The 22,768-nt window shown below is 64.2% G+C and carries 18 protein-coding genes; 8 read left to right on the top strand and 10 right to left on the bottom strand.

Features of this window, described 5'->3' with window-relative positions; all coding sequences use genetic code 11:
• Positions 1-104: 104 nt before the first annotated feature.
• Genes prpF through prpB form a run of 4 tightly spaced genes read right to left on the bottom strand, consistent with a single transcriptional unit; the run spans position 105 to position 5,998 of the window.
• On the bottom strand, positions 105-1,295 hold the full coding sequence (gene prpF, locus F2P44_RS04780) for a 2-methylaconitate cis-trans isomerase PrpF (protein ID WP_167085514.1): 1,191 nt from the start codon (positions 1,293-1,295) through the stop codon (positions 105-107).
• Positions 1,295-3,892, bottom strand: a complete 2,598-nt coding sequence (gene acnD, locus F2P44_RS04775; RefSeq protein ID WP_167085512.1) for a Fe/S-dependent 2-methylisocitrate dehydratase AcnD — start codon at positions 3,890-3,892, stop codon at positions 1,295-1,297. Before acnD ends, prpF begins: the two co-directional genes overlap by 1 nt.
• Positions 3,893-3,914: 22 nt before the next feature.
• Positions 3,915-5,081: a bifunctional 2-methylcitrate synthase/citrate synthase gene (prpC, locus tag F2P44_RS04770; RefSeq protein WP_054267050.1), complete on the bottom strand. Its 1,167-nt coding sequence runs from the start codon at positions 5,079-5,081 to the stop codon at positions 3,915-3,917.
• A gap of 32 nt (positions 5,082-5,113) precedes the next feature.
• Positions 5,114-5,998: a methylisocitrate lyase gene (prpB, locus tag F2P44_RS04765; RefSeq protein ID WP_167085510.1), complete on the bottom strand. Its 885-nt coding sequence runs from the start codon at positions 5,996-5,998 to the stop codon at positions 5,114-5,116.
• Positions 5,999-6,205: 207 nt separating this feature from the next.
• On the opposite strand from prpB, the gene prpR reads away from it, so the two are divergent.
• From prpR to F2P44_RS04750, 3 genes are all read left to right on the top strand, one after another.
• Positions 6,206-7,810 carry a propionate catabolism operon regulatory protein PrpR gene (prpR, locus tag F2P44_RS04760; protein ID WP_167085508.1) on the top strand — a complete coding sequence of 535 codons (1,605 nt, stop codon included), beginning with the start codon at positions 6,206-6,208 and terminating at the stop codon, positions 7,808-7,810.
• Positions 7,811-7,966: 156 nt separating this feature from the next.
• Positions 7,967-9,343 (top strand): pyridoxal-phosphate dependent enzyme, encoded by a 1,377-nt coding sequence (locus tag F2P44_RS04755; protein ID WP_167085507.1) that lies wholly within the window; start codon positions 7,967-7,969, stop codon positions 9,341-9,343.
• The gene (locus tag F2P44_RS04750; protein ID WP_370662633.1) at positions 9,340-10,530 is read left to right on the top strand and encodes a trans-sulfuration enzyme family protein; all 1,191 of its coding nucleotides are present in this window, start codon (positions 9,340-9,342) and stop codon (positions 10,528-10,530) included. The genes F2P44_RS04755 and F2P44_RS04750 overlap by 4 nt, the downstream gene beginning before the upstream one ends.
• A gap of 38 nt (positions 10,531-10,568) precedes the next feature.
• On the opposite strand, the gene F2P44_RS04745 is transcribed toward F2P44_RS04750, so the two are convergent.
• Complete coding sequence (locus tag F2P44_RS04745; protein ID WP_167085505.1) at positions 10,569-12,161, bottom strand: phage tail sheath family protein; 1,593 nt, start codon at positions 12,159-12,161, stop codon at positions 10,569-10,571.
• 360 nt (positions 12,162-12,521) lie between these two features.
• On the opposite strand from F2P44_RS04745, the gene F2P44_RS04740 reads away from it, so the two are divergent.
• The gene (locus tag F2P44_RS04740; RefSeq protein ID WP_167085503.1) at positions 12,522-12,911 is read left to right on the top strand and encodes a hypothetical protein; all 390 of its coding nucleotides are present in this window, start codon (positions 12,522-12,524) and stop codon (positions 12,909-12,911) included.
• Positions 12,912-12,978: 67 nt separating this feature from the next.
• On the opposite strand, the gene clpA is transcribed toward F2P44_RS04740, so the two are convergent.
• Together clpA and clpS are read right to left on the bottom strand one after the other, a co-directional pair.
• Complete coding sequence (clpA, locus tag F2P44_RS04735; protein WP_167085502.1) at positions 12,979-15,279, bottom strand: ATP-dependent Clp protease ATP-binding subunit ClpA; 2,301 nt, start codon at positions 15,277-15,279, stop codon at positions 12,979-12,981.
• A complete protein-coding gene (gene clpS / locus F2P44_RS04730) occupies positions 15,276-15,578 on the bottom strand; it encodes an ATP-dependent Clp protease adapter ClpS (protein ID WP_099881541.1) in 303 nt (100 codons plus the stop codon). Before clpS ends, clpA begins: the two co-directional genes overlap by 4 nt.
• Positions 15,579-15,898: 320 nt before the next feature.
• Here clpS and cspE point away from each other — a divergent pair, with 320 nt between their 5' ends.
• A complete protein-coding gene (gene cspE / locus F2P44_RS04725) occupies positions 15,899-16,102 on the top strand; it encodes a transcription antiterminator/RNA stability regulator CspE (RefSeq protein ID WP_010395943.1) in 204 nt (67 codons plus the stop codon).
• Positions 16,103-16,164: 62 nt separating this feature from the next.
• Positions 16,165-16,656, top strand: coding sequence for a GNAT family N-acetyltransferase (locus F2P44_RS04720; RefSeq protein WP_167085500.1), 492 nt, complete (start codon positions 16,165-16,167; stop codon positions 16,654-16,656).
• Here F2P44_RS04720 and F2P44_RS04715 read toward each other — a convergent pair whose 3' ends face one another.
• Together F2P44_RS04715 and F2P44_RS04710 are read right to left on the bottom strand one after the other, a co-directional pair.
• Positions 16,657-17,295 (bottom strand): glutathione S-transferase family protein, encoded by a 639-nt coding sequence (locus F2P44_RS04715; protein ID WP_167085498.1) that lies wholly within the window; start codon positions 17,293-17,295, stop codon positions 16,657-16,659. It abuts the gene before it with no gap.
• A 133-nt stretch (positions 17,296-17,428) separates the two neighbouring features.
• Positions 17,429-19,495 (bottom strand): S8 family serine peptidase, encoded by a 2,067-nt coding sequence (locus tag F2P44_RS04710; protein WP_167085496.1) that lies wholly within the window; start codon positions 19,493-19,495, stop codon positions 17,429-17,431.
• A gap of 268 nt (positions 19,496-19,763) precedes the next feature.
• Here F2P44_RS04710 and F2P44_RS04705 point away from each other — a divergent pair, with 268 nt between their 5' ends.
• Complete coding sequence (locus F2P44_RS04705; protein ID WP_167085494.1) at positions 19,764-20,489, top strand: sterol desaturase family protein; 726 nt, start codon at positions 19,764-19,766, stop codon at positions 20,487-20,489.
• A gap of 127 nt (positions 20,490-20,616) precedes the next feature.
• Here F2P44_RS04705 and icd read toward each other — a convergent pair whose 3' ends face one another.
• Positions 20,617-21,870 (bottom strand): NADP-dependent isocitrate dehydrogenase, encoded by a 1,254-nt coding sequence (gene icd / locus F2P44_RS04700; protein ID WP_167085492.1) that lies wholly within the window; start codon positions 21,868-21,870, stop codon positions 20,617-20,619.
• 233 nt (positions 21,871-22,103) lie between these two features.
• On the opposite strand from icd, the gene F2P44_RS04695 reads away from it, so the two are divergent.
• Complete coding sequence (locus tag F2P44_RS04695; RefSeq protein ID WP_167085490.1) at positions 22,104-22,667, top strand: pseudouridine synthase; 564 nt, start codon at positions 22,104-22,106, stop codon at positions 22,665-22,667.
• Positions 22,668-22,768 lie beyond the last annotated feature (101 nt).

Raw genomic sequence — 22,768 nt, 5'->3', positions numbered from 1 at the left:
CGGATACAGGCGCAAACGCCAAAAAACGGACAGGCCCGCCACGCAGCATGCATGGCGGGCCTTGACAGATCGTCATCGCGGGCCGTGGAAGGCCCTGGAAGGCGTCAGAAGGCGTCGCCGGGCACGCGCACCCAGCCTTCCATCAGCACGCGCGCGCTGCGGCTCATGATGGCCCTGGCGACGCGCCAGTCGCCGTCGACCTGGGTCGCTTCGGCACCCACGCGCAGGGTGCCGGACGGATGGCCGAAGCGCACCGCCGTGCGCTCGCCGCCGCCGGCCGCCAGGCTGACCAGGGTGCCGGGAATGGCCGCTGCGGTGCCGATGGCCACGGCGGCGGTGCCCATCATCGCGTGGTGCAGCTTCCCCATCGACATGGCGCGCACCAGCAGGTCGATATCGGCCGCCGCGACCTGCTTGCCGCTCGAGGAGACGTAGTCCGCAGGTGCCGCCACGAAGGCCACCTTGGGCGTGTGCTGGCGCGTGGCCGCTTCGTCCACATGCTTGATGAGGCCCATACGCACGGCGCCATGCGCGCGGATCGCTTCGAACATGGCCAGCGCTTGCGGGTCGCCGTTGACCACGTCCTGCAGCTCGGTGCCGGTGTAGCCGATCGCCTTGGCATTGACAAAGATGGTCGGGATGCCGGCATTGATCATGGTGACCTGGAGCGTGCCGAGACCCGGCACGTCGAGATCGTCGACCACCTGCCCGGTCGGGAACATGGCGCCGCCGGCGCCCTCTTCGTCCGCCGCCGGGTTCATGAATTCGAGCTGCACTTCGGCCGCCGGAAAGGTCACGCCATCGAGTTCGAAGGCGCCGGTTTCCTGCACCGCGCCGCCGCTGACCGGCACGTGCGCGATGATGGTCTTGCCGATGTTGGCTTGCCAGATACGCACCACGGCCACGCCATCGTGCGGAACGCGGGCGGCGCCCACCAGCCCCGCACTGATGGCGAACGAGCCCACCGCGGCCGACAGGTTGCCGCAGTTGCCGCTCCAGTCGACAAAGGCCTTGTCGATGGCGACCTGGCCGAACAGGTAGTCGACGTCGTGATCGGGTTTGCCGCTTTTCGACAGGATCACCGTCTTGCTGGTGCTCGAGGTGGCGCCGCCCATGCCGTCGATCTGCTTGCCGTAGGGGTCGGGGCTGCCGATCACGCGCAGCAGCAGCGCGTCGCGCGCGGCGCCCGCCACCTGCGCCGATTCGGGCAGGTCTTGCAGGCGGAAGAACACGCCCTTGCTGGTGCCGCCGCGCATATACGTGGCGGGAATCCGGATTTGAGGTAGGTGCGCCATCATGCCGCCTTTACGGTCGATTCGAGGAAGTCCTGGGCGAAGCGCTGCAGCACGCCGCCGGCTTCGTAGATCGCCACTTCTTCGGCGGTGTCCAGACGGCAGATGACCGGCACTTCGACCGTGTCGCCGGACACGTGCGTGATCACCAGCGTAAGCCTGGCGCGCGGGGTGCGTTCGCCCACCACGCTGAAGGTTTCGCTGCCGTCGATCGCCAGGGTGATGCGGTTCACGCCAGGTTCGAACTCCAGCGGCAGCACGCCCATGCCCACCAGGTTGGTGCGGTGGATGCGCTCGAAGCCTTCGGCCACGATGGCTTCCACGCCGGCCAGGCGCACGCCCTTGGCGGCCCAGTCGCGCGAGGAGCCCTGGCCGTAGTCGGCGCCAGCGATGATGATCAGCGGCTGCTTGCGCTCCATGTAGGTCTGGATCGCTTCCCACATGCGGGTGACCGTGCCCTCCGGTTCGATGCGCGCCAGCGAGCCCGCCTTGACCTTGCCGTCGACCACGACCATCTCGTTTTTCAGGGTCGGATTGGCGAAGGTGGCGCGCTGCGCGGTCAGGTGGTCGCCGCGGTGGGTGGCGTAGGAATTGAAGTCTTCCTCCGGCAGGCCCATTTTCGCCAGGTATTCGCCGGCTGCCGAATCGAGCATGATCGCGTTCGACGGCGACAGGTGGTCGGTGGTGATGTTGTCGCCCAGGACCGCGAGCGGACGCATGCCCGCCAGCGTGCGTGCACCGGCCAGCGCGCCTTCCCAGTACGGCGGACGGCGGATGTAGGTGGTATTCGGACGCCAGTCGTACAGCGGGCTGACCTTGACGCCGTCGTCTTCCTGCTTGGCGAACATCGGAATGTAGACCTTGTGGAAGTGCGCCGGCTTGACGCTCGACGCCACCAGTGCGTCGATCTCCTCGTCGCTCGGCCAGATATCCTTGAGCGTGACCGGCTTGCCGTCGGCGCCGATGCCCAGCACGTCCTTCTCGATGTCGAAGCGGATCGTGCCGGCGATCGCGTAGGCCACCACCAGCGGCGGCGACGCCAGGAATGCCTGTTTCGCGTACGGGTGGATGCGGCCGTCGAAGTTGCGGTTGCCCGACAGGACGGCGGTCGCGTACAGGTCGCGCTCCACCACTTCCTTCTGAATCACGGGATCGAGCGCGCCGGACATGCCGTTGCAGGTGGTGCAGGCGTAGGCGACGACACCGAAGCCGAGCGCTTCCAGTTCCGGCATCAGGCCGGCGTCTTCCAGGTACAAGGTGACGGCTTTGGAGCCTGGCGCCAGCGAGCTTTTGACCCAGGGCTTGCGCGTCAGGCCAAGCTGGTTGGCGTTACGCGCCAGCAGGCCGGCGGCGATCATGTTGCGCGGGTTGTTGGTGTTGGTGCAGCTGGTAATGGCCGCGATGATGACGGCGCCGTCGGGCATCAGGCCGGGCTCGTTTTCGACCACGCCGCTGATGCCGCGCGCGGCCAGTTCCGAGGTCGGCACGCGGTTGTGCGGATTGGACGGGCCGGCGATGGTGCGCACCACCGATGACAGGTCGAAGCGCAGCACGCGCTCGTACTCGGCGTTCTTGAGCGTATCGCCCCACAAGCCGGTGTGCTTCGCATACAGCTCGACCAGCTTGACCAGTTCGTCGTCGCGGCCGGTCAGCTTGAGGTACTTGATGGTCTGCTCGTCGATATAGAACATCGCGGCGGTGGAGCCGTATTCCGGCGCCATGTTGGAGATCGTCGCGCGGTCGCCCAGGGTCAGGTGGGCGGCGCCTTCGCCGTAAAACTCCAGATAGGACGACACGACCTTCTGCTTGCGCAGGAATTCGGTCAGCGCCAGCACGGTGTCGGTGGCGGTGATGCCCGGCTGCGGTTTGCCGGTCAGTTCGACGCCGATGATGTCGGGAAGGCGCATCCACGAGGCGCGGCCCAGCATCACGCTTTCGGCTTCCAGGCCGCCGACACCGATCGCGATCACGCCGAGCGCGTCGACCATCGGGGTGTGCGAGTCGGTGCCGACCAGGGTGTCCGGAAAGGCCACGCCGCCCTGCACCTGGATCACCGGCGACATGCGCTCCAGATTGATCTGGTGCAGGATGCCGTTACCCGGCGGGATCACGTCGACGTTCTTGAACGCCTTCTTGGTCCAGTTGATGAAGTCGAAACGGTCTTCGTTGCGGCGATCCTCGATGGCGCGGTTCTTGTTGAAGGCGTCGGGATCGAAACCACCGCATTCGACTGCCAGCGAATGGTCGACCACGAGCTGGGTCGGCACCACCGGGTTGACCAGCGCCGGGTCGCCGCCCTGCAGGGCAATGGCGTCGCGCAGGCCGGCCAGGTCGACCAGCGCGGTCTGGCCGAGGATGTCGTGGCAGACCACGCGCGCCGGAAACCATGGGAAGTCGAGGTCGCGCTTGCGGCCGATCAGTTGGCCCAGCGAGGCATCCAGCGTAGCAGGGTCGCAACGGCGCACCAGGTTTTCAGCCAGCACGCGCGAGGTGTACGGCAGCTTGTCGTAGGCGCCAGGCTCGATGGCGTCGACTGCGGCGCGCGCGTCGAAGTGATCGAGTGCGGTCCCCGGCAGGTTCTTGCGGTGATTCGTGTTCATGTCGGCTCCTTACTTCTTATATTTATTTGCGCTCGGCCAGCGGCACGAAGGTCAGGTCGTCCGGGCCGACGTAGTTGGCGCTCGGGCGGATGATCTTGTTGTCGATGCGCTGCTCGATGACGTGGGCGGCCCAGCCGGAGGTGCGCGAGATGACGAACAGCGGCGTGAACATCGCGGTCGGCACGCCCATCATGTGGTACGACACGGCGGAGAACCAGTCCAGGTTCGGGAACATCTTTTTCACTTCCCACATGACCGTTTCGAGACGCTCGGCGATGTCGAACATCTTGGTCGAGCCGGCGCCTTCGGACAGCGAACGCGCCACTTCCTTGATCACTTTATTGCGCGGGTCGGACACGGTGTAGACCGGGTGGCCGAAGCCGATCACGACTTCCTTGTTGGCGACGCGGTTGCGGATGTCGGCTTCGGCTTCGTCCGGGTTTTCGTAGCGCTTCTGGATGTCGAGCGCGACTTCGTTGGCGCCGCCGTGTTTCGGGCCGCGCAACGCGCCAATCGCGCCGGTGATGGCCGAGTGGATGTCGGAACCGGTGCCGGCGATCACGCGTGCGGTGAAGGTCGAAGCATTGAATTCGTGTTCCGCGTACAGGATCAACGAGGTGTGCATCGCCTTGACCCAGGCCTCTGGCGGCTTGACGCCGTGCAGCAGGTGCAGGAAGTGGCCGCCGATCGAGTCGTCGTCGGTTTCGGTTTCGATGCGGCGGCCGTTGTGGCTGAAGTGGTACCAGTACAGCAGCATCGAGCCGAATGACGCCATCAGGCGGTCGGCGATGGCGCGCGCGCCTGGCACGTTGTGGTCATCTTTTTCGGGCAGCACGCAGCCGAGGGTCGACACGCCGGTGCGCATCACGTCCATCGGGTGGCTCGATGCCGGCAGCGCTTCGAGCGCGCTCTTGACCGCCTGCGGCAGGCCGCGCATCGATTTCAGGTGCGCCTTGTAGCCGCGCAGTTCGCCGTCGTTCGGCAGTTTGCCGTGCACCAGCAGGTAGGCGATTTCTTCGAACTCGCAGCTGTCGGCGACGTCGAGGATGTCGTAGCCGCGGTAGTGCAGGTCGTTGCCGGTTTTGCCGACCGAGCACAGTGCGGTGTTACCGGCGGTGACGCCGGACAGCGCGACCGATTTTTTCGGCTTGAATGGGACGGCTTCGGCCGGGGTGGTGATGTCAGTCATGTGAACTCCGCGATTCTTGTCAATTAGTCTGATTACTTTTCTTTACCCTGGGCGAACAGCGAGTCGAGCTTTTGCTCGTACTCGTGGTAGCCAAGGTAGTCGTACAGCTCCATGCGGCTTTGCATGGTCGAGACGACGTTTTTCTGGGTGCCTTCGGCGCGCAGCGTCTTGTAGAAATTGAGGGCGGCCGCGTTCATGGCGCGGTAGGCGCCGCAGCAGTACAGGGCGATATCGACCTTGGCCGAGCGCAGTTCGTCGAGCGTGAACAGCGGGGTCGCGCCGAATTCGGTCAGGTTGGCGAGAATCGGCACCTTGACCGCGTCGCGCACCTGGCTGTACATCTCCAGCTTGGTAATCGCTTCCGGGAAGATCATGTCGGCGCCCGCTTCGACGTAGGCGCAGGCGCGGTCGATGGCAGCGTTCAAGCCTTCGACGGCCAGCGAATCGGTGCGCGCCATGATGACGAAGCTTTCGTCATGGCGGGCGTCCACGGCGGCCTTGATGCGGTCGACCATCTCTTCCTTGCTGACGATTTCCTTGCCCGGACGGTGGCCGCAGCGCTTGGCCGAGACCTGGTCTTCCATGTGCACCGCCGCCACGTCGGCGCGGATCATGTGGCGGATCGTGCGCGCGATGTTGAAGGCGCCGCCCCAGCCGGTATCGATGTCGACCATCAGCGGCAGGCCGCAGGTGTCGGTGATGCGCTGGGCATCGGTGATCACATCGTCCATGGTGCTGATGCCGAGGTCCGGCATGCCGAGCGAGTTGGCGGCCACGCCGCCACCGGACAGGTACACGGCCTTGTAGCCGGTTTGTTCGGCCATGCGCGCGGTGTAGGCGGTGATGGTGCCGACCACCTGCAAAGGGGACTCTTCCTGGACTGCGCGGCGGAACATCGCGCCTCGTGATTCTCTCATTGCGTTTTCTCCTCGGTTGATGCGTTGGAATGCCATGCGGTGTGCATTGCAAGGGGCGTGCCACACGCATCGCTGCGTTAGCAATGCAAGAAACATCTTTAAATTCAATGTGTTGCGTGCGACTGAAACACGCCCTGCCGTAGGCGAAACGTTTCACGCATGTTGCAACATGAAACGCGTGAAACGCAACTGCGGTAAAATTGAAACATGCCCTACTCCTCCCGCACCGCTGGCGACGCTCCCGACAAGCCGGTCATCTGGACCGTTTCCGTGTCGCGCCTGTCCGACCTGTTCCGCGATATCACGCTCGAATACGACCACCTGGCGTCGATCGAGCCGGTCAATCTCGGCTTCGACGAGGCGGCGCGCCATATCCGCGAGCGCATGGCCACCGAACGCTGCGACGTGGTGATTGCGGCCGGCTCGAACGCGGCCTACCTCAAGGGGCGCGTGTCGGTGCCGGTGGTGATCGCCAAGGCCAGCGGCTTCGATGTGATGCAGGCGCTGGCGCGCGCGCGCCGCGTGGCCGAGCGGATTGGCGTCATCACCTATCAGCAGCAGCTGCCCGAACTGGCCGAATTTGCCAGCACCTTCGGCTTTCATATCGCGCAGCGCACCTACGTGACGGAAGAAGACGCACGCGCGCAGATCAACGACCTGAAAGCGGCCGGGATCGAGGCCATCGTCGGCGCGGGACTGATCACCGACCTGGCCGAGGAAGCGGGATTGACCGGCGTGTTCGTGTATTCGGCGGCGTCGATCCGCCAGGCGTTCGACGATGCGCTCGAACTGGCGCGCCTGACCCAGCTCGAATCGAACAGCGGGCGGCGTCCGGTCGTCACCGACACGCTACGCACCAGGCATGGCCTGAACGACTTGCGCGGCGAGTCGCTAGCGATGGAGACCTTGCGCCAGGCTGTGGTGCTGTATGCGCGCTCGCCCGCCACGGTGCTGATCCAGGGCGAAACCGGGACCGGCAAGGAACTGGTGGCGCAGGCAATTCATCGCGAGAGCCCGCGCAGCCTGGGTGCGAACCGGCCGTTCGTGGCCGTCAATTGCGGCGCCGTGGCCGAGTCGCTGCTGGAATCGGAACTGTTCGGGCACGAGGAAGGTGCGTTTACCGGCGCGCGGCGCGGCGGCCACGCGGGCCTGTTCGAGGCGGCCAACCGAGGCACGCTGTTCCTCGACGAGATCGGCGAAATGCCGCTGCCGCTGCAAACGCGCCTGCTGCGCGTGCTGGAAGAGCGCGAGGTGGTGCGGGTCGGCGGCACGCGTCCGGTTGCGATCAATGTGCGGGTGGTCAGCGCCACCCACTGCGACCTGGAACAGCGGGTGCGCGAGGGACGCTTTCGGGCCGATCTGTTTTACCGGCTGGCGGTGCTGCGCCTGGCCTTGCCACCGCTGCGCGAACGCAGCGGGGATGTGGTGGCGCTGGCCGAATGGTCGCTCAAGAATGCGCTGGCGGCGCTGGGGGCAAGGCCGCATCCGAACCTGCATGCCGAGATGGCGGGCTGCGCGCCGCTGCTGGAACGCTACGGCTGGCCGGGCAATGTACGCGAGCTGCGCAACCTGATGCAGCGGGTCGCGCTGTTCCTGGCGGCCGAGCCTTTGCAGGCGCTGACGCCGGCGTTTGTGCTGTCGGTTGCGCCGGAATTGGGCCGCGATGTGCAGGCGCCGCCGGCCGCCACGGCAGCGGCGGCAGAAACGGTGGAGCAGGTTTTAGCGCGCTTTGGTGGACGGCGCGACGAGGCGGCCGCGCATCTGGGCATCAGCCGCACCACCTTGTGGCGCAAACTGAAATCGCGCGGCTGACAACAACGCTGGACGTTTGCGCAAATCGGATCGGAATTCATATATCGAAGCATAAAATCATTCGTTCCATTGCCGTAGACTCTTGCCTATGATCCGCCCTTTTTCCGCCGGAGCGGCTGCCCACAAGGCCGCCAAGCCCGGCTTTCGGAGGTATTCATGTCATCCGCACCGCAGCCCGCCCTGTTTTCCCTGATCGGCAATACCCCGCTGATCGAAGTAACCCGTATCGACACCGGTCCGTGCCGCCTGTTCCTCAAACTCGAATCGCAAAATCCCGGCGGCTCCATCAAGGACCGCATCGGCCGCGCCATGATCGAAGCGGCTGAAGCCGACGGCAGCCTGAAACCCGGCGGCGTCGTGGTCGAAGCCACCGCCGGCAATACGGGCCTCGGCCTGGCCCTGGTCGCGCGCCTGAAAGGCTACCGCGTGGTGCTGGTCGTGCCCGACAAAATGGCGATCGAAAAAATCCTGCACCTCAAGGCCCTGGGCGCCGAAATCCACCTGACCCGCTCCGACGTCGGCAAAGGCCATCCGGAGTACTACCAGGATTATGCGGCGCGCCTGGCGCGCGAGATTCCCGGCTCGTGGTTCGCCGACCAGTTCAACAACCCGGCCAACCCGCTGGCGCACCAGACCACGACCGGCCCGGAGCTGTGGGAACAGTCCGGCCACGATCTCGACGCCATTGTGGTCGGCGTCGGCTCGTCCGGCACCCTGAGCGGCCTGTCGCGCTATTTTGAAACGGTGCAGCCAAACCTGGAATTCGTGCTGGCCGACCCCGAGGGCTCGATCCTGGCCGACTACATCAACACCGGCGTGCTGCGCGACGATGCCGGCTCGTGGGCGGTGGAAGGCATCGGCGAAGACTTCATTCCCGCCATCGCCGACCTGTCGCGCGTGAAAAGCGCCTACACCATCAGCGACGAAGACAGTTTCGGCGGCGCGCGCATGCTGCTGCGCGAAGAAGGCATCCTGGCCGGTTCGTCGAGCGGCACCCTGCTGGCCGCCGCGCTGCGCTACTGCCGCGCGCAGGCCACGCCGAAAAACGTGGTCACCTTCGTGTGCGACACCGGCACGCGCTACCTCACCAAGGTGTACAGCGACGGCTGGATGGTCGACCAGGGCTTGCTCCAGCGCCCTGCCCTGGGCGACCTGCGCGACCTGATCGGCCGCCGCTTCGACGATGGCGACGTGGTCACCGTGGCGCCGTCGGACACGCTGCTCACGGCGTTCAACCGCATGCGCAGCGCCGACCTGGCGCAGCTGCCGGTGATCGACCATGGCCGCCTGGCCGGCATCCTCGACGAGTCGGACCTGCTGCTGCGCGTGACGGGCGACGCCACCCGCTTTCGCGACGCGGTCGGCGGCACCATGACGTCGGAACTGCAAACATTGCGGCCCTCCGCCAGCATGGCCGAACTGCGCGATATACTCGACCGCGGCCTGACCGCCGTGATCAGCGACGAAGGCCACTTTTACGGCCTGATTACCCGCTTCGACCTTCTTAACCACTTGCGCAGGACCCTATCGTGAATAAACCCGTGACCGACTCCACCAGCAAAAAACACCTTTCCACGCGCGTGATCCACGGCGCACAGTCGCCCGACCCGTCGACCGGCGCGGTCATGCCGCCGATTTACGCCACCTCCACCTACGTGCAGGAAAGCCCGGGCGTGCACAAGGGCCTCGATTACGGCCGTTCGCACAACCCGACCCGCTGGGCGCTGGAGCGCTGCGTGGCCGACCTGGAAGGCGGCGCGCAGGCGTTCGCCTTCGCCTCCGGGCTGGCCGCCATTTCGACCGTGCTGGAACTGGCCGACGCCGGCTCGCACATCATCGCTGGCGACGATATGTACGGCGGTACCTACCGCCTGTTCGAACGCGTGCGCCGGCGTAGCGCGGGCCACGATTTCACCTATGTCGACCTGACCGATCCGGCCGCCCTGCTGGCCGCGCTGCGTCCGGAAACGCGCATGGTGTGGGTCGAAACGCCGACCAACCCGATGCTCAAGCTGGCCGACCTGAAAGCCATCGGCGACATCTGCCGCGAACGCGGCATCATTTCGGTGTGCGACAACACCTTCGCCAGTCCGATCGTCCAGCGCCCGCTGGAACTGGGCATGGACATCGTGGTGCACTCGACCACCAAGTACATGAACGGCCATTCGGACGTCATCGGTGGCATCGCCGTGGTGGGCGCGGGCGAGCACCAGGCGGCATGGGCCGAGCAGCTGGGCTTCTTGCAAAATTCGGTGGGGGCGATCCAGGGGCCGTTCGACAGCTTCCTGGTCCTGCGCGGCATCAAGACGCTGGCGCTGCGCCTGGAGCGCCACTGCGCCAGCGCGCTGGACCTGGCCGCATGGCTGGAAAAAGAGCCCAAGGTCACCCGCGTTTTCTACCCGGGCCTGGCATCGCATCCGCAGCACGAACTGGCCAAGCGCCAGATGAACGGCTTCGGCGGCATCATCTCGCTGCAGCTCAATACCGACCTGGCCGGCGCGCGCCGCTTCCTGGAACGCTGCGACGTGTTCACCCTGGCCGAGAGCCTGGGCGGCGTCGAAAGCCTGATCGAGCACCCTGCCCTGATGACGCATGCGACCATTCCACCGGCGCAGCGCGCGCTGCTCGGCATCAGCGATGGTCTGGTGCGCCTGTCGGTCGGCGTGGAGCACGTGGAAGACCTGCGCGACGACTTGCGCGCCGCGCTCGCGGAAATCTGAGGCGGCTCAGCCGGCTGGATCGGCTGGCGCGCAGCCGCTCAGTGGCTGCGCACCTGGCCGGCGGCCTGCTGGACATGTACCAGCACGAACTGGCTAGCCTTGAGCGGCGCAAAGCCGACGGTGATATTGACCACCCCGTGTTCGACATCGTCCTGGGTGGTCGTCTCCGGCCCGCAGCTGACAAAAAACGCTTCGTGCGGCGCCTTGCCCTGGAAGGCGCCCTGGCGGAACAGGCCGACCATGAAGGCGTGGATGTTCAGGCGGACCTGGGCCCACAGCTGGTCGTCGTTCGGCTCGAACGCGGCCCAGCGCGTTCCGCGCACCACGCTCTCTTCGATAAACAAGGCAGTGCGCCGCACCGGCATGCCTTTGCACTGGGCGCCATCGGGGTCGTCGTCGTGCAGGGTGCGCGCGCCCCAGACAATGCGTCCTGCCCCGGGCATGGTGCGCAGGCAGTTGATGCCGAGCGAGTTGAGCATGGTGCCGTCGCCGTCGTTCACCGGCACGCTCAGTCCCGGCACCCCGACCAGGGTGGTATCCATGCCCACCGGTGCTTTCCACACGCCGCGCTGGTGATCGGTGCGGGCGATGATGCCGGCCACCGCGCCGCATGGCACCAGGCGCGTGAGGGCGCCGCTGCGCTGCTCGACCGCTTGCAGCAGCCGTGGGAAGAACAGCGCCGCATTGCGGCTGCTGGTGCCGAGCGCGGCGACGCCTTCGACAGCGTTATCGACGCTGTTCCATGCGGGCGGCGGGTCGACCAGCAGCATGGCGCGCCGCAGTTCACAATACGCGCCCGCTTCGGCCACCAGGGCGTCGTCGACGCCGCCGTCGAGCAGGTCGCCGCCGTTGTCCAGGTAGGGCGGGATGCACAGCAAGTTAAACAGGTCGGTGCGCGCCAGCGCGTACAACCCGGCCCTGGCGGCCAGTTTGCCGCTGCCGATGAAGTCCGCCAGCGTGAGCGGCAGTTCGGTGCCGGCGCGGTCGGCCGCGGCCACGCGCGTATTGCTGGCCGCGCCGCTATCCCAGGCGTCGCCATGTTCGTCCGCCGGGCGCGGATTGCCGGCCGGGCGTTCGGCGGGCAGCTCGCCGCTGACCGTCACCAGGCGCGACACGCTGCACAAGACCAGGTCGATCCGGCGCGGGTGGGAGGCGCCCAGCGACACGTTGCGAAATACTTCCACATGGCCGGTGACGCTGTCGCGCACCGACAGATTGAAGCTGTGCGGGTCGCCCGAGAGCAGCTCGTGGTCGACGCGCGCCTGCAGGGCATTGCCCCAGGTGCCGGGATCGCGCGCCCGCAGCGTCAGGGCGCCGGCGCGCAGGATGGCATGGCTGCGCAGCGTGGCGTCGACCGGCGCCGGGGCGCGGTACAGGCGCACGATGACGGCCTTGGCGCCGCCATTCAAAAAGAAGTCGCGCACGGCGTAGCCCAGGGCGCTGTCGGCCCACAGGCCGCCGAACTGGCGCTCGAATTCGGCGAAGCTGGCGACGCCGACCGGTTCGTCGACCGGGCCGCGCAAGGCGCGTCCGACAAACGCGGCCACCGATGTGGCCACGGCGGCGATCGGATGCAGTGCGGCGGATAGCTGCTCGGGAGCGGTGCTGGCATAGCTCAGTGCGGCATGCATGGAGATCTCCTGTTTCATATTTTGATAAACGACGGCAATAATTTGCTGTGACCTAGCTATTAGATGCTTTTTGAAAACGATACCTTTGACATATATCAATGGAGGTGGCGGACTCGGCAATAGCTTTGCGCAACAGGCTTGACAGCGCTGCAACCGGAAACAAAACAGGAGCTATTAATGAAACTTATGCAAGGTTTTGGTGCCACAAGGCGGGCGCGCGCGTACCGCGATGGTGCGCAATGTATGCGTAGCGGGTTAATCCGGCGTGCTTGGTGCGCACAGCCTGGCATGCAATATGCAAAGAAGTTGTTTATCCGGCAAATGATCCGGCCATGTATTGCACCATAAAGGATTCGATTGATGACCACGACCGGGCAAATCACCCTCGCCAAGCTGGAAAACCAGGCTTTTGCATTGATGTCACGTATGCATGTGATATTGCGCCGCGGGCAAGGCCGCGTGACCGATATCGACTATATGCGCATCGATCCCGCTTATTGCCGCCATGTGCTGGGAGTGGCCGACGCCAGCGGCGACGAGGACCTGCGCAAGATCGGCGCGCGGCTGCGGGAAATCTACTTCGGCGAGGGTGGCTTGTTCGTGGCGCGGCCCACAACGCCGCTGCTGGCGCGCGCGCCGTCGGCCCAGGTGACGCCGCCGGCGGCGGCCGCCGAGGCGCCCAGGACCGCTCCCGCCGCCCTGAGCGCGCGCGCCGCCAGCGTGCAAAGCTATGTGGGCCGCCTGCGCTGAGGCCTGTTTTGCCGCCGCCATAAAAAAAGCCCGCGTCGTCCGCGGGCTTTTTGCTTGCTGCCGGTGCTTATTCGATTTCGACCGTTTCCGGTGCCGCCGGTGGAGGCGAGGCGTCGGACTCGGGGAATTCGAGCGTGACCGCATCTTTCTCGTCCATGTCGACCGTGACCCGGCCGCCGCTGACCAGGCGGCCGAACAGCAGTTCGTCGGCCAGCGCCTTGCGGATCATGTCCTGGATCAGGCGTGCCATCGGCCGCGCGCCCATCTGCGGATCGAACCCTTTCTTCGCGAGGAACTTGCGCAGTTTCTCGGTGAAGATGGCTTCGACCTTCTTCTCGTGCAGCTGTTCTTCCAGCTGCATCAGGAACTTGTCGACCACGCGCAGGATGATTTCTTCGTCCAGTGCGCGGAAGCTGATGGTGGCGTCGATCCGGTTGCGGAACTCCGGCGTGAACATGCGCTTGATGTCGGCCATCTCGTCGCCCGCCGCCTTGGAGTCGGTAAAGCCCATCGACCGTTTGGTCAGGCTCTCGGCGCCGGCATTGGTGGTCATGATGATGATCACGTTGCGGAAGTCCGCCTTGCGCCCGTTGTTATCGGTCAGGGTGCCATGGTCCATCACCTGCAGCAGGATATTGAAGATATCCGGATGCGCTTTTTCGATCTCGTCGAGCAGCAGCACCGCGTGCGGCTTCTTGGTGATGGCTTCGGTCAGCAAGCCACCCTGGTCGAAACCGACGTAGCCCGGCGGCGCGCCGATCAGGCGGCTGACGGCGTGGCGCTCCATGTATTCCGACATGTCGAAGCGAATCAGCTCGATGCCGAGGATGAAGGCCAGTTGCTTGGCCACCTCGGTCTTGCCCACGCCCGTGGGGCCGGAAAACAGGAAGGAACCGATCGGCTTGTCGGTCTTGCCCAGGCCGGCGCGCGCCATCTTGATCGCCGAGGACAGCGCATCGATGGCAGGCTCCTGGCCGAACACGACGTTGCGCAGGTCGCGGTCGATGGTCTGCAGCTTGCTGCGGTCGTCCTGGTTGACCGTTTGCGGCGGGATGCGCGCGATCTTGGCGATGATGTCCTCGATCTCGGCCTTGCCGATGGTTTTTTTCTGCTTCGACTTGGGCAGGATGCGCTGCGCCGCACCGGCTTCGTCGATGACGTCGATCGCCTTGTCGGGCAGATGACGGTCGTTGATGAAGCGCGCCGCCAGTTCGGCCGCGGTGGAGAGCGCCGACGAGGAATACTTCACTCCGTGGTGCTCTTCGAAGCGCGACTTGAGGCCGCGCAGGATCTGCACGGTCTGTTCGACGGTCGGCTCGTTGACGTCGACCTTCTGGAAGCGGCGCGACAGCGCGTGGTCTTTTTCGAACACGCCGCGAAATTCCGTGTACGTGGTTGCGCCGATGCACTTGAGCTGGCCATTGGCGAGCGCCGGTTTGAGCAGGTTGGACGCGTCGAGCGTGCCGCCGGACGCGGAACCGGCGCCGATGATCGTATGGATCTCGTCGATGAACAGGATGCCGTGCGGGGTTTCCTTGAGCTGCTTGAGCACCGCTTTCAGGCGTTGCTCGAAGTCGCCGCGGTACTTGGTGCCGGCCAGCAGCGCGCCCATGTCGAGCGAATACACGATGGCATTCTGCAAGATCTCGGGCACTTCTTCCTGCGTGATGCGCCAGGCCAGGCCTTCGGCGATCGCGGTCTTGCCGACCCCGGCTTCACCGACGAGCAGCGGATTGTTCTTGCGGCGGCGGCAAAGAATCTGGATGACGCGGTCGACTTCGTCCTCGCGGCCGATCAGCGGATCGATCTTGCCCTCGGCAGCGGCCTTGTTCAGGTTCAGGGTGAACTGGTCGAGCGGACTTTCCTTGGCCTGGCCTTCGACTTGCGCCTCTTCCACGCCTTCCGACGTTTTTTGCGAGTCGACCTGCTGGTCCTTGCGCACGCCGTGCGAAATGAAATTGACCACGTCGAGGCGGGTCACGCCCTGCTGGTGCAGGTAGTAGACCGCGTGCGAGTCCTTTTCGCCGAAGATCGCCACCAGCACATTGGCGCCGGTGACTTCCTTCTTGCCGTTCGAGGCTGACTGAACGTGCATGATGGCGCGTTGAATCACCCGCTGGAAGCCCAGCGTCGGCTGCGTGTCCACCTCGCCCGTGCCGGGCACGGTCGGGGTGTTGTCGCCGATGAAGTTGGTCAGCGTCTTGCGCAGGTCTTCTATGTTGACAGCACAGGCGCGCAGCACTTCCGCGGCCGATGGGTTGTCCAGAAGCGCCAGCAGCAAATGCTCAACGGTGATGAACTCATGCCGTGCTTGCCGGGCTTCGACAAAGGCCATGTGTAAAGAGACTTCCAATTCCTGCGCAATCATACTTCCTCCATCACGCACTGCAGGGGGTGCCCCGCCTTGCGCGCATGCGTTAATACAAACTCCACTTTGGTACAGGCTATATCTTTGGAAAACACGCCACACACTCCCTTGCCATGACGATGGACGGACAGCATGATCTGCGTGGCCGTCTCTCGGTCTTTGTTGAAGTATTCCTGGATGACGGCGACCACAAACTCCATGGGCGTGTAGTCATCGTTCAGTAGGGCTACCTGGTACAGCGGCGGCGGCTTGACCGTCTGCCGCTCCAGCAGTTGTTCGGTATCTTGCTTAGTGGCCATACGCTTATTCTAATGCTTTCAACGATGATGCTATGGGTAAATATCAGGGCATTTACATTTGTTTTCCATCTTACGCGTTTTCCGATCTATGCGCAGATGGCGACCCGATTCGGTAAATCAAGAGTTGCTTTTTCGCAGAGTGTGAAGAATTTGGCAATTCCGACGCAAAAGCGCTTGACTTGGATATTTTTTCAACCAACAATGCGGTTATCGACTTGTACTTATGTACTTGTTGATAAGAAGTGAGCAGGCTGAGGAGGGGGCAGAAGCTTCTTGCTTTTATGGCTCGTGTGATTGGTTATAATTTTGAAAGTTCTTTTATGGCAACAGGTACAGTTAAGTGGTTCAATGATTCCAAAGGTTTTGGCTTCATCACTCCAGATGACGGCGGCGAAGATTTGTTCGCGCACTTCTCCGCAATCAACATGAACGGTTTCAAGACCCTCAAAGAAGGTCAAAAAGTTCAATTCGAAGTCACGCAAGGCCCTAAAGGCAAGCAAGCTTCCAACATCCAGGCTGCATAAGCAAACCCCGATGTAAAAAACCCCGCTTCCGAGCGGGGTTTTTTTATCCCCGCATCCCATCCATGACGATCATCTTACAGCTTCTCGGCGTTGCCGACCTGCGCACGCTTGCCGCATCGCGCATTCCCGACCAGATGGCGGGCCGCGCCGCCGCCGGCGCCCTGCCGCCCGCCTTTGTCGCGCAGCGCGCGCTCGGCCTGCTGGAAGCGGGCAAAAGCGCCGCCTGGTGCGCCAGCTTCCTCATGCTGCGTGCCAGCGACCACATGGTGGTCGGTGCCTGCAGATTCAAGGATATTCCCGTCGACGGCCAGGTCGAGATCGGCTATGGCGTCGCGCCCGCGTGCCGCGGCCAGGGCATCGCCACGGCCGCCGTGCGCGAACTGGCGCGCATCGCCTTTGCCGACGCGGCGGTGGAACGGGTGCTGGCGCAGATCGATCAGGACAATACGGCGTCGGCGCGCATTGCCGCCCGGCTCGGCTTCGCCGCTGGCGCCACGCTGACCGATGCCGACGGCGACCGACTGGTGCAGTGGGTGCTCGGCAAACCTGCCTGATCAGGTTTTGTCAAACGCCGCCATCTGGTCGCGCAAGGCTTTCTGGAAGGCCGGACGCGCCTCGCAGCGCAGCTGGTAGGCCTTGAGCGTGGGATAGTCATCGACCATCGTGGTGTGGCGCAGGATGCGCAGCACCGTGGTCATCATCAGGTCGCCCGCGCTAAACGCGCCGTCCAGGTACTCGCGCTCGCCCAGCCACACGGCCAGCTGCTTCAGACGCAGGTGGACCTCCTCCACCGCGCCCGCGCGGCGCAGCCTGGCCCACTCTTCATCGGCGAAGAACAGGTCGATCGCGGCCAGTTGCTGGATCGGCACCTCGACGGTATTGAGCGCCGCGAACATCCAGGTGGCCGCGCGCGCCCTGCCCGCTTCCTCCCTGGGAAACAGGGCGCCGCTGCGCTGCGCGATGTGCAGCACGATGGCGCCCGACTCGAACAGCGTCAGTTCGCCATCCTGCATCATCGGCACCTGCCCGAAGGGCTGCAGCGCGAGGTAGTCGGGCGATTGCTGGTCCGCTGGACCGATCAGGCGGGTTTCATACAGCAGGCCGGCCTCTTCCAGCGCCCAGCGCACGCGCAAATCGCGCACCACGCCCTGGGCAAAGGGCGGAACGTATTGAAAAGCACTGATCGTCAACATGGCGGCATTCTCCGAAAATAGGATCCAGTTCAAGATCATAAACCGTTGCGCGCCGCCATGCGCCACCGTTGCCCGGCAGCGCCCGTAGCCAGAGGCGCGCCGCCACCCGCAAGCGGCGCGCCCCCTCTACTCCTTATTCGCCGTAGAGGAACTGGAACGCGCGCGACTCGGGTGCGCCAGGCGCATTGCGATTAACGCAAACGGCAGTCCAGTTGTACTGGGCGCCGCTCACCGGTTTCAGCGGCGCCCAGCGCAGGGAGGTGGGCGCGTTCTTGTTCGCGTACCACGTTTCCCAGAACTCCACCGGCAGCCGGCGCGTAGCCTCGACCGTGCACGAGGTCGCATTCGTGGCCTGGTACGACACGGTGACGGGGACATTGGCCGGCATGATCAGACTGCCTTCGGGAGGCATGGCCACGCCATCCACGCTGAAGGTGATGACCGGCTCCAATCCGCGTGGCACGCGGGCCGAGGCGCTGGCGCTATTGGTCTCGCCGTTGGCGCCACGGCATTCCAGATCCCAGCGGTGCAGGCCAGGACCGCGCGTCACGCTGCCCCAGTTGAAGGTGGTCGGGCCAGCCAGCTTCTGCTCGACCAGATTGTTGTCGACGTAAGCGCGCAGGTCGCAGCTTTGGGCACCGACCGCATCGTAGCGCAGCTCGAAGGCGCTGGTGGCGCTGAGCACCGGGTTGGGCGCCACGCCGAGCATGGGTGGATTGGGCGACGAGGCCTGGCCGCCGATCTTGAATTCAACCGTCGGCTTGGCCTTGTAGGCGGCGCCGGAGATGCTCGCCACCCGCAGCGGCGTGCCCTGGGTCAGCGCACCGCCGCTGGCCAGGCGCGCGCGAATCGCGTTTTCCACCTCGCCCGGGGTGCGCAGGGTAGGCGTGGTTTCCATCAGGCGCGCCGCCAGCGCGCTGACGTGGGGCGCCGCCCACGAGGTGCCGGAACTGACCACATAGGTGGAAGCGTAGCTGTTCATCCAGGTCGACCTGACCGACTTGCCAGGGGCCCAGGCATCGACGCAATTGCCGAAATTCGAACCCATCTCGACCTGCCCCTTGGGATCGAGCGGCAGGAAGGCGCCGCTGCCATTCAAGGGCTGGGCCGGCTGGCCATTGCTATCGATCGCGCCGACCACCAGCGCGCCGTCGGACGGCAGACGGTCGTTGAAGCTGTAAGCGCAGGCGTCGCGGTAGTTGTTGCCGGCCGACTGCACGAACACCGCGCCGCGATAGCCGGTGGCGCTGTTTGGTGCGATCAGGGAGCGCACGCTGGCCAGGAACGCGGCGGCAATAGGCGCGCGCGCGGGCGGAAGATTAACCAGCTGCGAGTTACTCGACAGATTGACCACGCCCATGCGGCCCTCGGCCTGGATGCGGCGCTTGGCTTCGTCCAGGGCGGCGATCACATTGGCCAGGCTGCCGCTGCCCACCGCGCATGTCGGGTCACCGTAAGCGAGCGAGACCAGCTTGGCGCCGGCATTGACCCCGGTCACGCCAAGCTGATCGTTCCTGGCCGCGATGATGCCGGCGACGAAGGTTGCATGCGGATACTTGCCGATCGAGCATGCACCAGGCGCATTCCAGCGCGCGCTGACCGGCACGTCCACGTGGTTGCCGATGCCGCTGTCGATCACATACACGCTGGTGGCGCCGTTGCTGTTCGCGCTGCCGCCAACGGCTTGCACGCCCCACGGCAAGGTGCTGGCGCCGACCTGCACGTCCTGCCACACGGCGCTCGCGCTGGCATCGGCCTTCATGTTGGGCGCCACCGCCTTGATGCGCGGATCGCGCCGCAGCGCCGCTACTTGCTGCTCGGTCAGATAGGCGGCGAAGCCTTGCAGGGTGTGGCTGTAGGCATGGGTGGCGGCGACCCGGTGCGCCGCTTCGACCTCGTGCAGCAGGCGCATCACCTTGCCATCGTGCTCGGCGCCAAAGCGCGGATCGCTGACCGCCTTGGCGGAATAGCTCTGCGCGGCCGTGTCGGCGAACAGCACGATGTAATGGATGGTGCCGGCTTCATTGCGGATCGGCGCCTGCAGGGCCGCTTCCGCTTTCTGCAGCGCCGCCATGTTGCTTGCCGGCGTGCCTGGCGCAGCGCCGCCATTCTGGGCGCCGGCGAGGCCCGGTAGCGCAGCCGCGCCGAGCACACCGCTCACGACCATTGCACACACACGTTTGCTCATCATTTTTGTCATTTTTTTCCTTGTAGTGGTCAGCAGATTCCATCAGGTGAATATGCAGGTTGAGTTGTTTAAATATCAACAACAAGGAAAGTATAAACCGATTGCCATTAAAGCATTCTTACATTTTAGGAAATATATTATCAACGCGCGGGCAAGTCCTGCCCCGCGGCACCGCCAGCCGCTACCAAAGGTACTGCGGGGCGCCACCCGGCCAGCGCCACCTTTACTCCTTGCGCGGGCGTGCCAGACTGATTTTCCGACACCGCCAAGGAGCGTTACCGTGCTACCCACCATCTTCGCCGTCTTCGCGGCCTGCTTTGTGCTCGAACGCGTCATACCGGGCTGGACATTGCCCAAGATTCGCAGCTGGCCCCTGCGCGTACTCCTGATCAACGCCGCCCAGCTGGGCATCGTCGTGCTGGCCGGATTCAGCTGGGAGCGCTGGCTATCGTCCGTCTCGCTATTCCATCTGTCGCACTACCTGGACCCGGTCGCGGGCGCTCTGCTGGCCTACTTCATCGCCACCTTCGTGTTCTACTGGTGGCACCGGTGGCGCCATGAAGTCGACTGGCTGTGGCTGCATTTTCACCAGATTCACCACAGCCCGCGCCGCATCGAAGTGATCACCTCGTTCTACAAGCATCCCGGCGAGATGCTGGTCAACTCGATCATCGGCAGCCTGCTGGTGTACACCACGCTGGGGCTATCGCCGGAAGCGGGCGCGTATTACACGCTGTGCACGGCGCTGGGGGAGTTCTTTTATCACACCAGCGTGCGCACGCCGCGCTGGATCGGCTACGTCTTCCAGCGCCCGGAAATGCACCGCATTCACCATCAGTACGGACGGCACAAGAACAACTACGGCGATATCGTGTGGTGGGACATGCTGTTTGGAACCTACGAGAACCCGGCGCGCTTCGAGGCGAGCTGCGGTTTTGATGCGGAAAAAGAGGAACGCCTGCTCGACATGCTGGCTTACCGCGACGTGCACCGGGACCCACCGTAGCGACCGGGCCCGGTACGTTGGGCACGGCGCACCATGCAATGCCCATGCAAGCGCGCCAGACATTAAAAAAGCCCCGCCCTCTTGCGAGAACGGGGCCATCGCGCCGCGCCTGAGCGCAGCGGCAATCTTACATCTGCTCGATCATCACATCGCCGAAACCGGAGCACGACACTTGGGTCGCGCCTTCCATCAGGCGCGCGAAGTCGTAGGTGACTTTTTTCGAGGCGATCGATTTCTGCATCGACGAGATGATCAGGTCAGCCGCTTCCAGCCAGCCCATGTGGCGCAGCATCATTTCAGCCGACAGGATCAGCGAACCCGGGTTCACGTAGTCCTTGCCTGCGTACTTGGGCGCGGTGCCGTGGGTCGCTTCGAACATGGCCACCGAATCGGACAGGTTGGCGCCCGGAGCGATACCGATACCGCCCACTTGTGCGGCCAGCGCGTCGGAAATGTAGTCGCCGTTCAGGTTCAGGGTCGCGATGACGCTGTACTCTGCCGGACGCAACAGGATCTGCTGCAGGAATGCATCGGCGATCGAATCCTTGACGATGATGTCGCGGCCGGTCTTCGGATTCTTGAACTTGCACCATGGGCCGCCATCGATCAGCTCAGCGCCGAACTCTTTCTGTGCCAGTGCGTACGCCCAGTCGCGGAAGCCGCCTTCGGTGTACTTCATGATGTTACCTTTGTGAACGATCGTCACGGAAGGCTTGTCATTGTCGACCGCGTACTGGATCGCCTTGCGCACCAGGCGCTCGGTGCCTTCGATCGACACTGGCTTGATGCCCAGGCCGGACGTCTCAGGGAAGCGGATCTTGGTGACGCCCATTTCCTTGATCAGGAAATCCATCAGTTTCTTGGCGCCTTCGGAACCTTGCTGGTATTCGATACCGGCGTAGATGTCTTCCGAGTTCTCGCGGAAGATGACCATGTCGGTCTTCTCTGGCTCACGCACTGGCGAAGGCACGCCGGTGAAGTAGCGCACTGGACGCAGGCAGACATACAGGTCGAGCTGCTGGCGCAGGGCGACGTTGAGCGAACGGATGCCGCCGCCGACCGGAGTCGTCAACGGACCCTTGATCGACACAACGTAGTCCTTCAGCACTTCCAGGGTTTCTTCCGGCAGCCACACGTCCGGGCCGTACACGGTGGTCGATTTCTCGCCGGCATAGATTTCCATCCAGCTGATCTTGCGCTTGCCGCCGTAGGCCTTGGCCACGGCTGCGTCGATGACCTTGATCATGACCGGGCTGATATCGACGCCGGTGCCATCGCCTTCGATGTAGGGAATGACTGGATTATCTGGTACATTCAGCGAAAAATCGGCATTGACCGAGATTTTTTGGCCGTCAGCAGGTACTTTGATATGTTGATACATCGTGATCTCCGAAGTGGACGCATAGCAGGCAGCAACATCGTTGCGTCTGTCAGGCATGGTCTGCAATCTGAATTGGTTACTATAAAAACGACGAGAGTTGTAGTCTTCTATAAGACATAAGACGCGCGTTTCACATTATGCACCAGTATTTTACTAGGCGCTACGATTTTGCGACACTAACAATTGGCACGCCAGCCGAACGGCGGGCCCAACTTCTTCCCAACCACGCAATTATGCCCCTCATTCTATTTAACAAGCCGTTCCAGGTGTTATGCCAGTTTTCGCCCCAGCCGGGACGCGCATCGCTGGCCGACTACCTGCGCACGCCCAACATCTACCCGGCCGGCCGGCTCGACGCCGACAGCGAGGGGCTGATGCTGCTCACCGACGATGGCCGCCTGCAGCACAGCATCGCCCATCCCGATCACAAGCAAGCCAAGACCTACCTGGTGCAGGTCGACGGCGCCCTCGATGCGGACGCGCTGGCGCGGTTGCAGGCGCCGCTCGACCTGGGCGACTTCGTGACCAAGCCCTGCCGCGCGGTACAGATTGCCGAACCGGGCTGGCTGTGGCCGCGCACGCCCCCGATCCGGGTGCGCGCCGACAAGCCGACCAGCTGGATCGCGATCACTTTACAGGAAGGGAAGAATCGCCAGGTGCGGCGCATGACGGCCGCGGTGGGATTGCCGACCCTGCGGCTGGTACGCAGCAGCATCGGGCCGTTTTCGCTGGCGACGCACCCCTTGATGCCCGGGGAATGGGTGGAAGTGGCAGCCGGCGACATGAAGAAAATCTGAAGATTTTCTAACCGGGGTCAGAGTGAGCTGCACCGTGTTGACCACTGACCTCATAGTCGTCGCCCCGCGCCAAGGCGCGGGGGCGACAGTTTTCATGCAAG

The organism is Massilia frigida (assembly GCF_011682175.1).
Lineage (GTDB): Bacteria > Pseudomonadota > Gammaproteobacteria > Burkholderiales > Burkholderiaceae_D > Telluria_A > Telluria_A frigida.
Note: the sequence above shows the minus strand (reverse complement) of the source record. Positions and strands in the feature narration are given on the sequence as shown.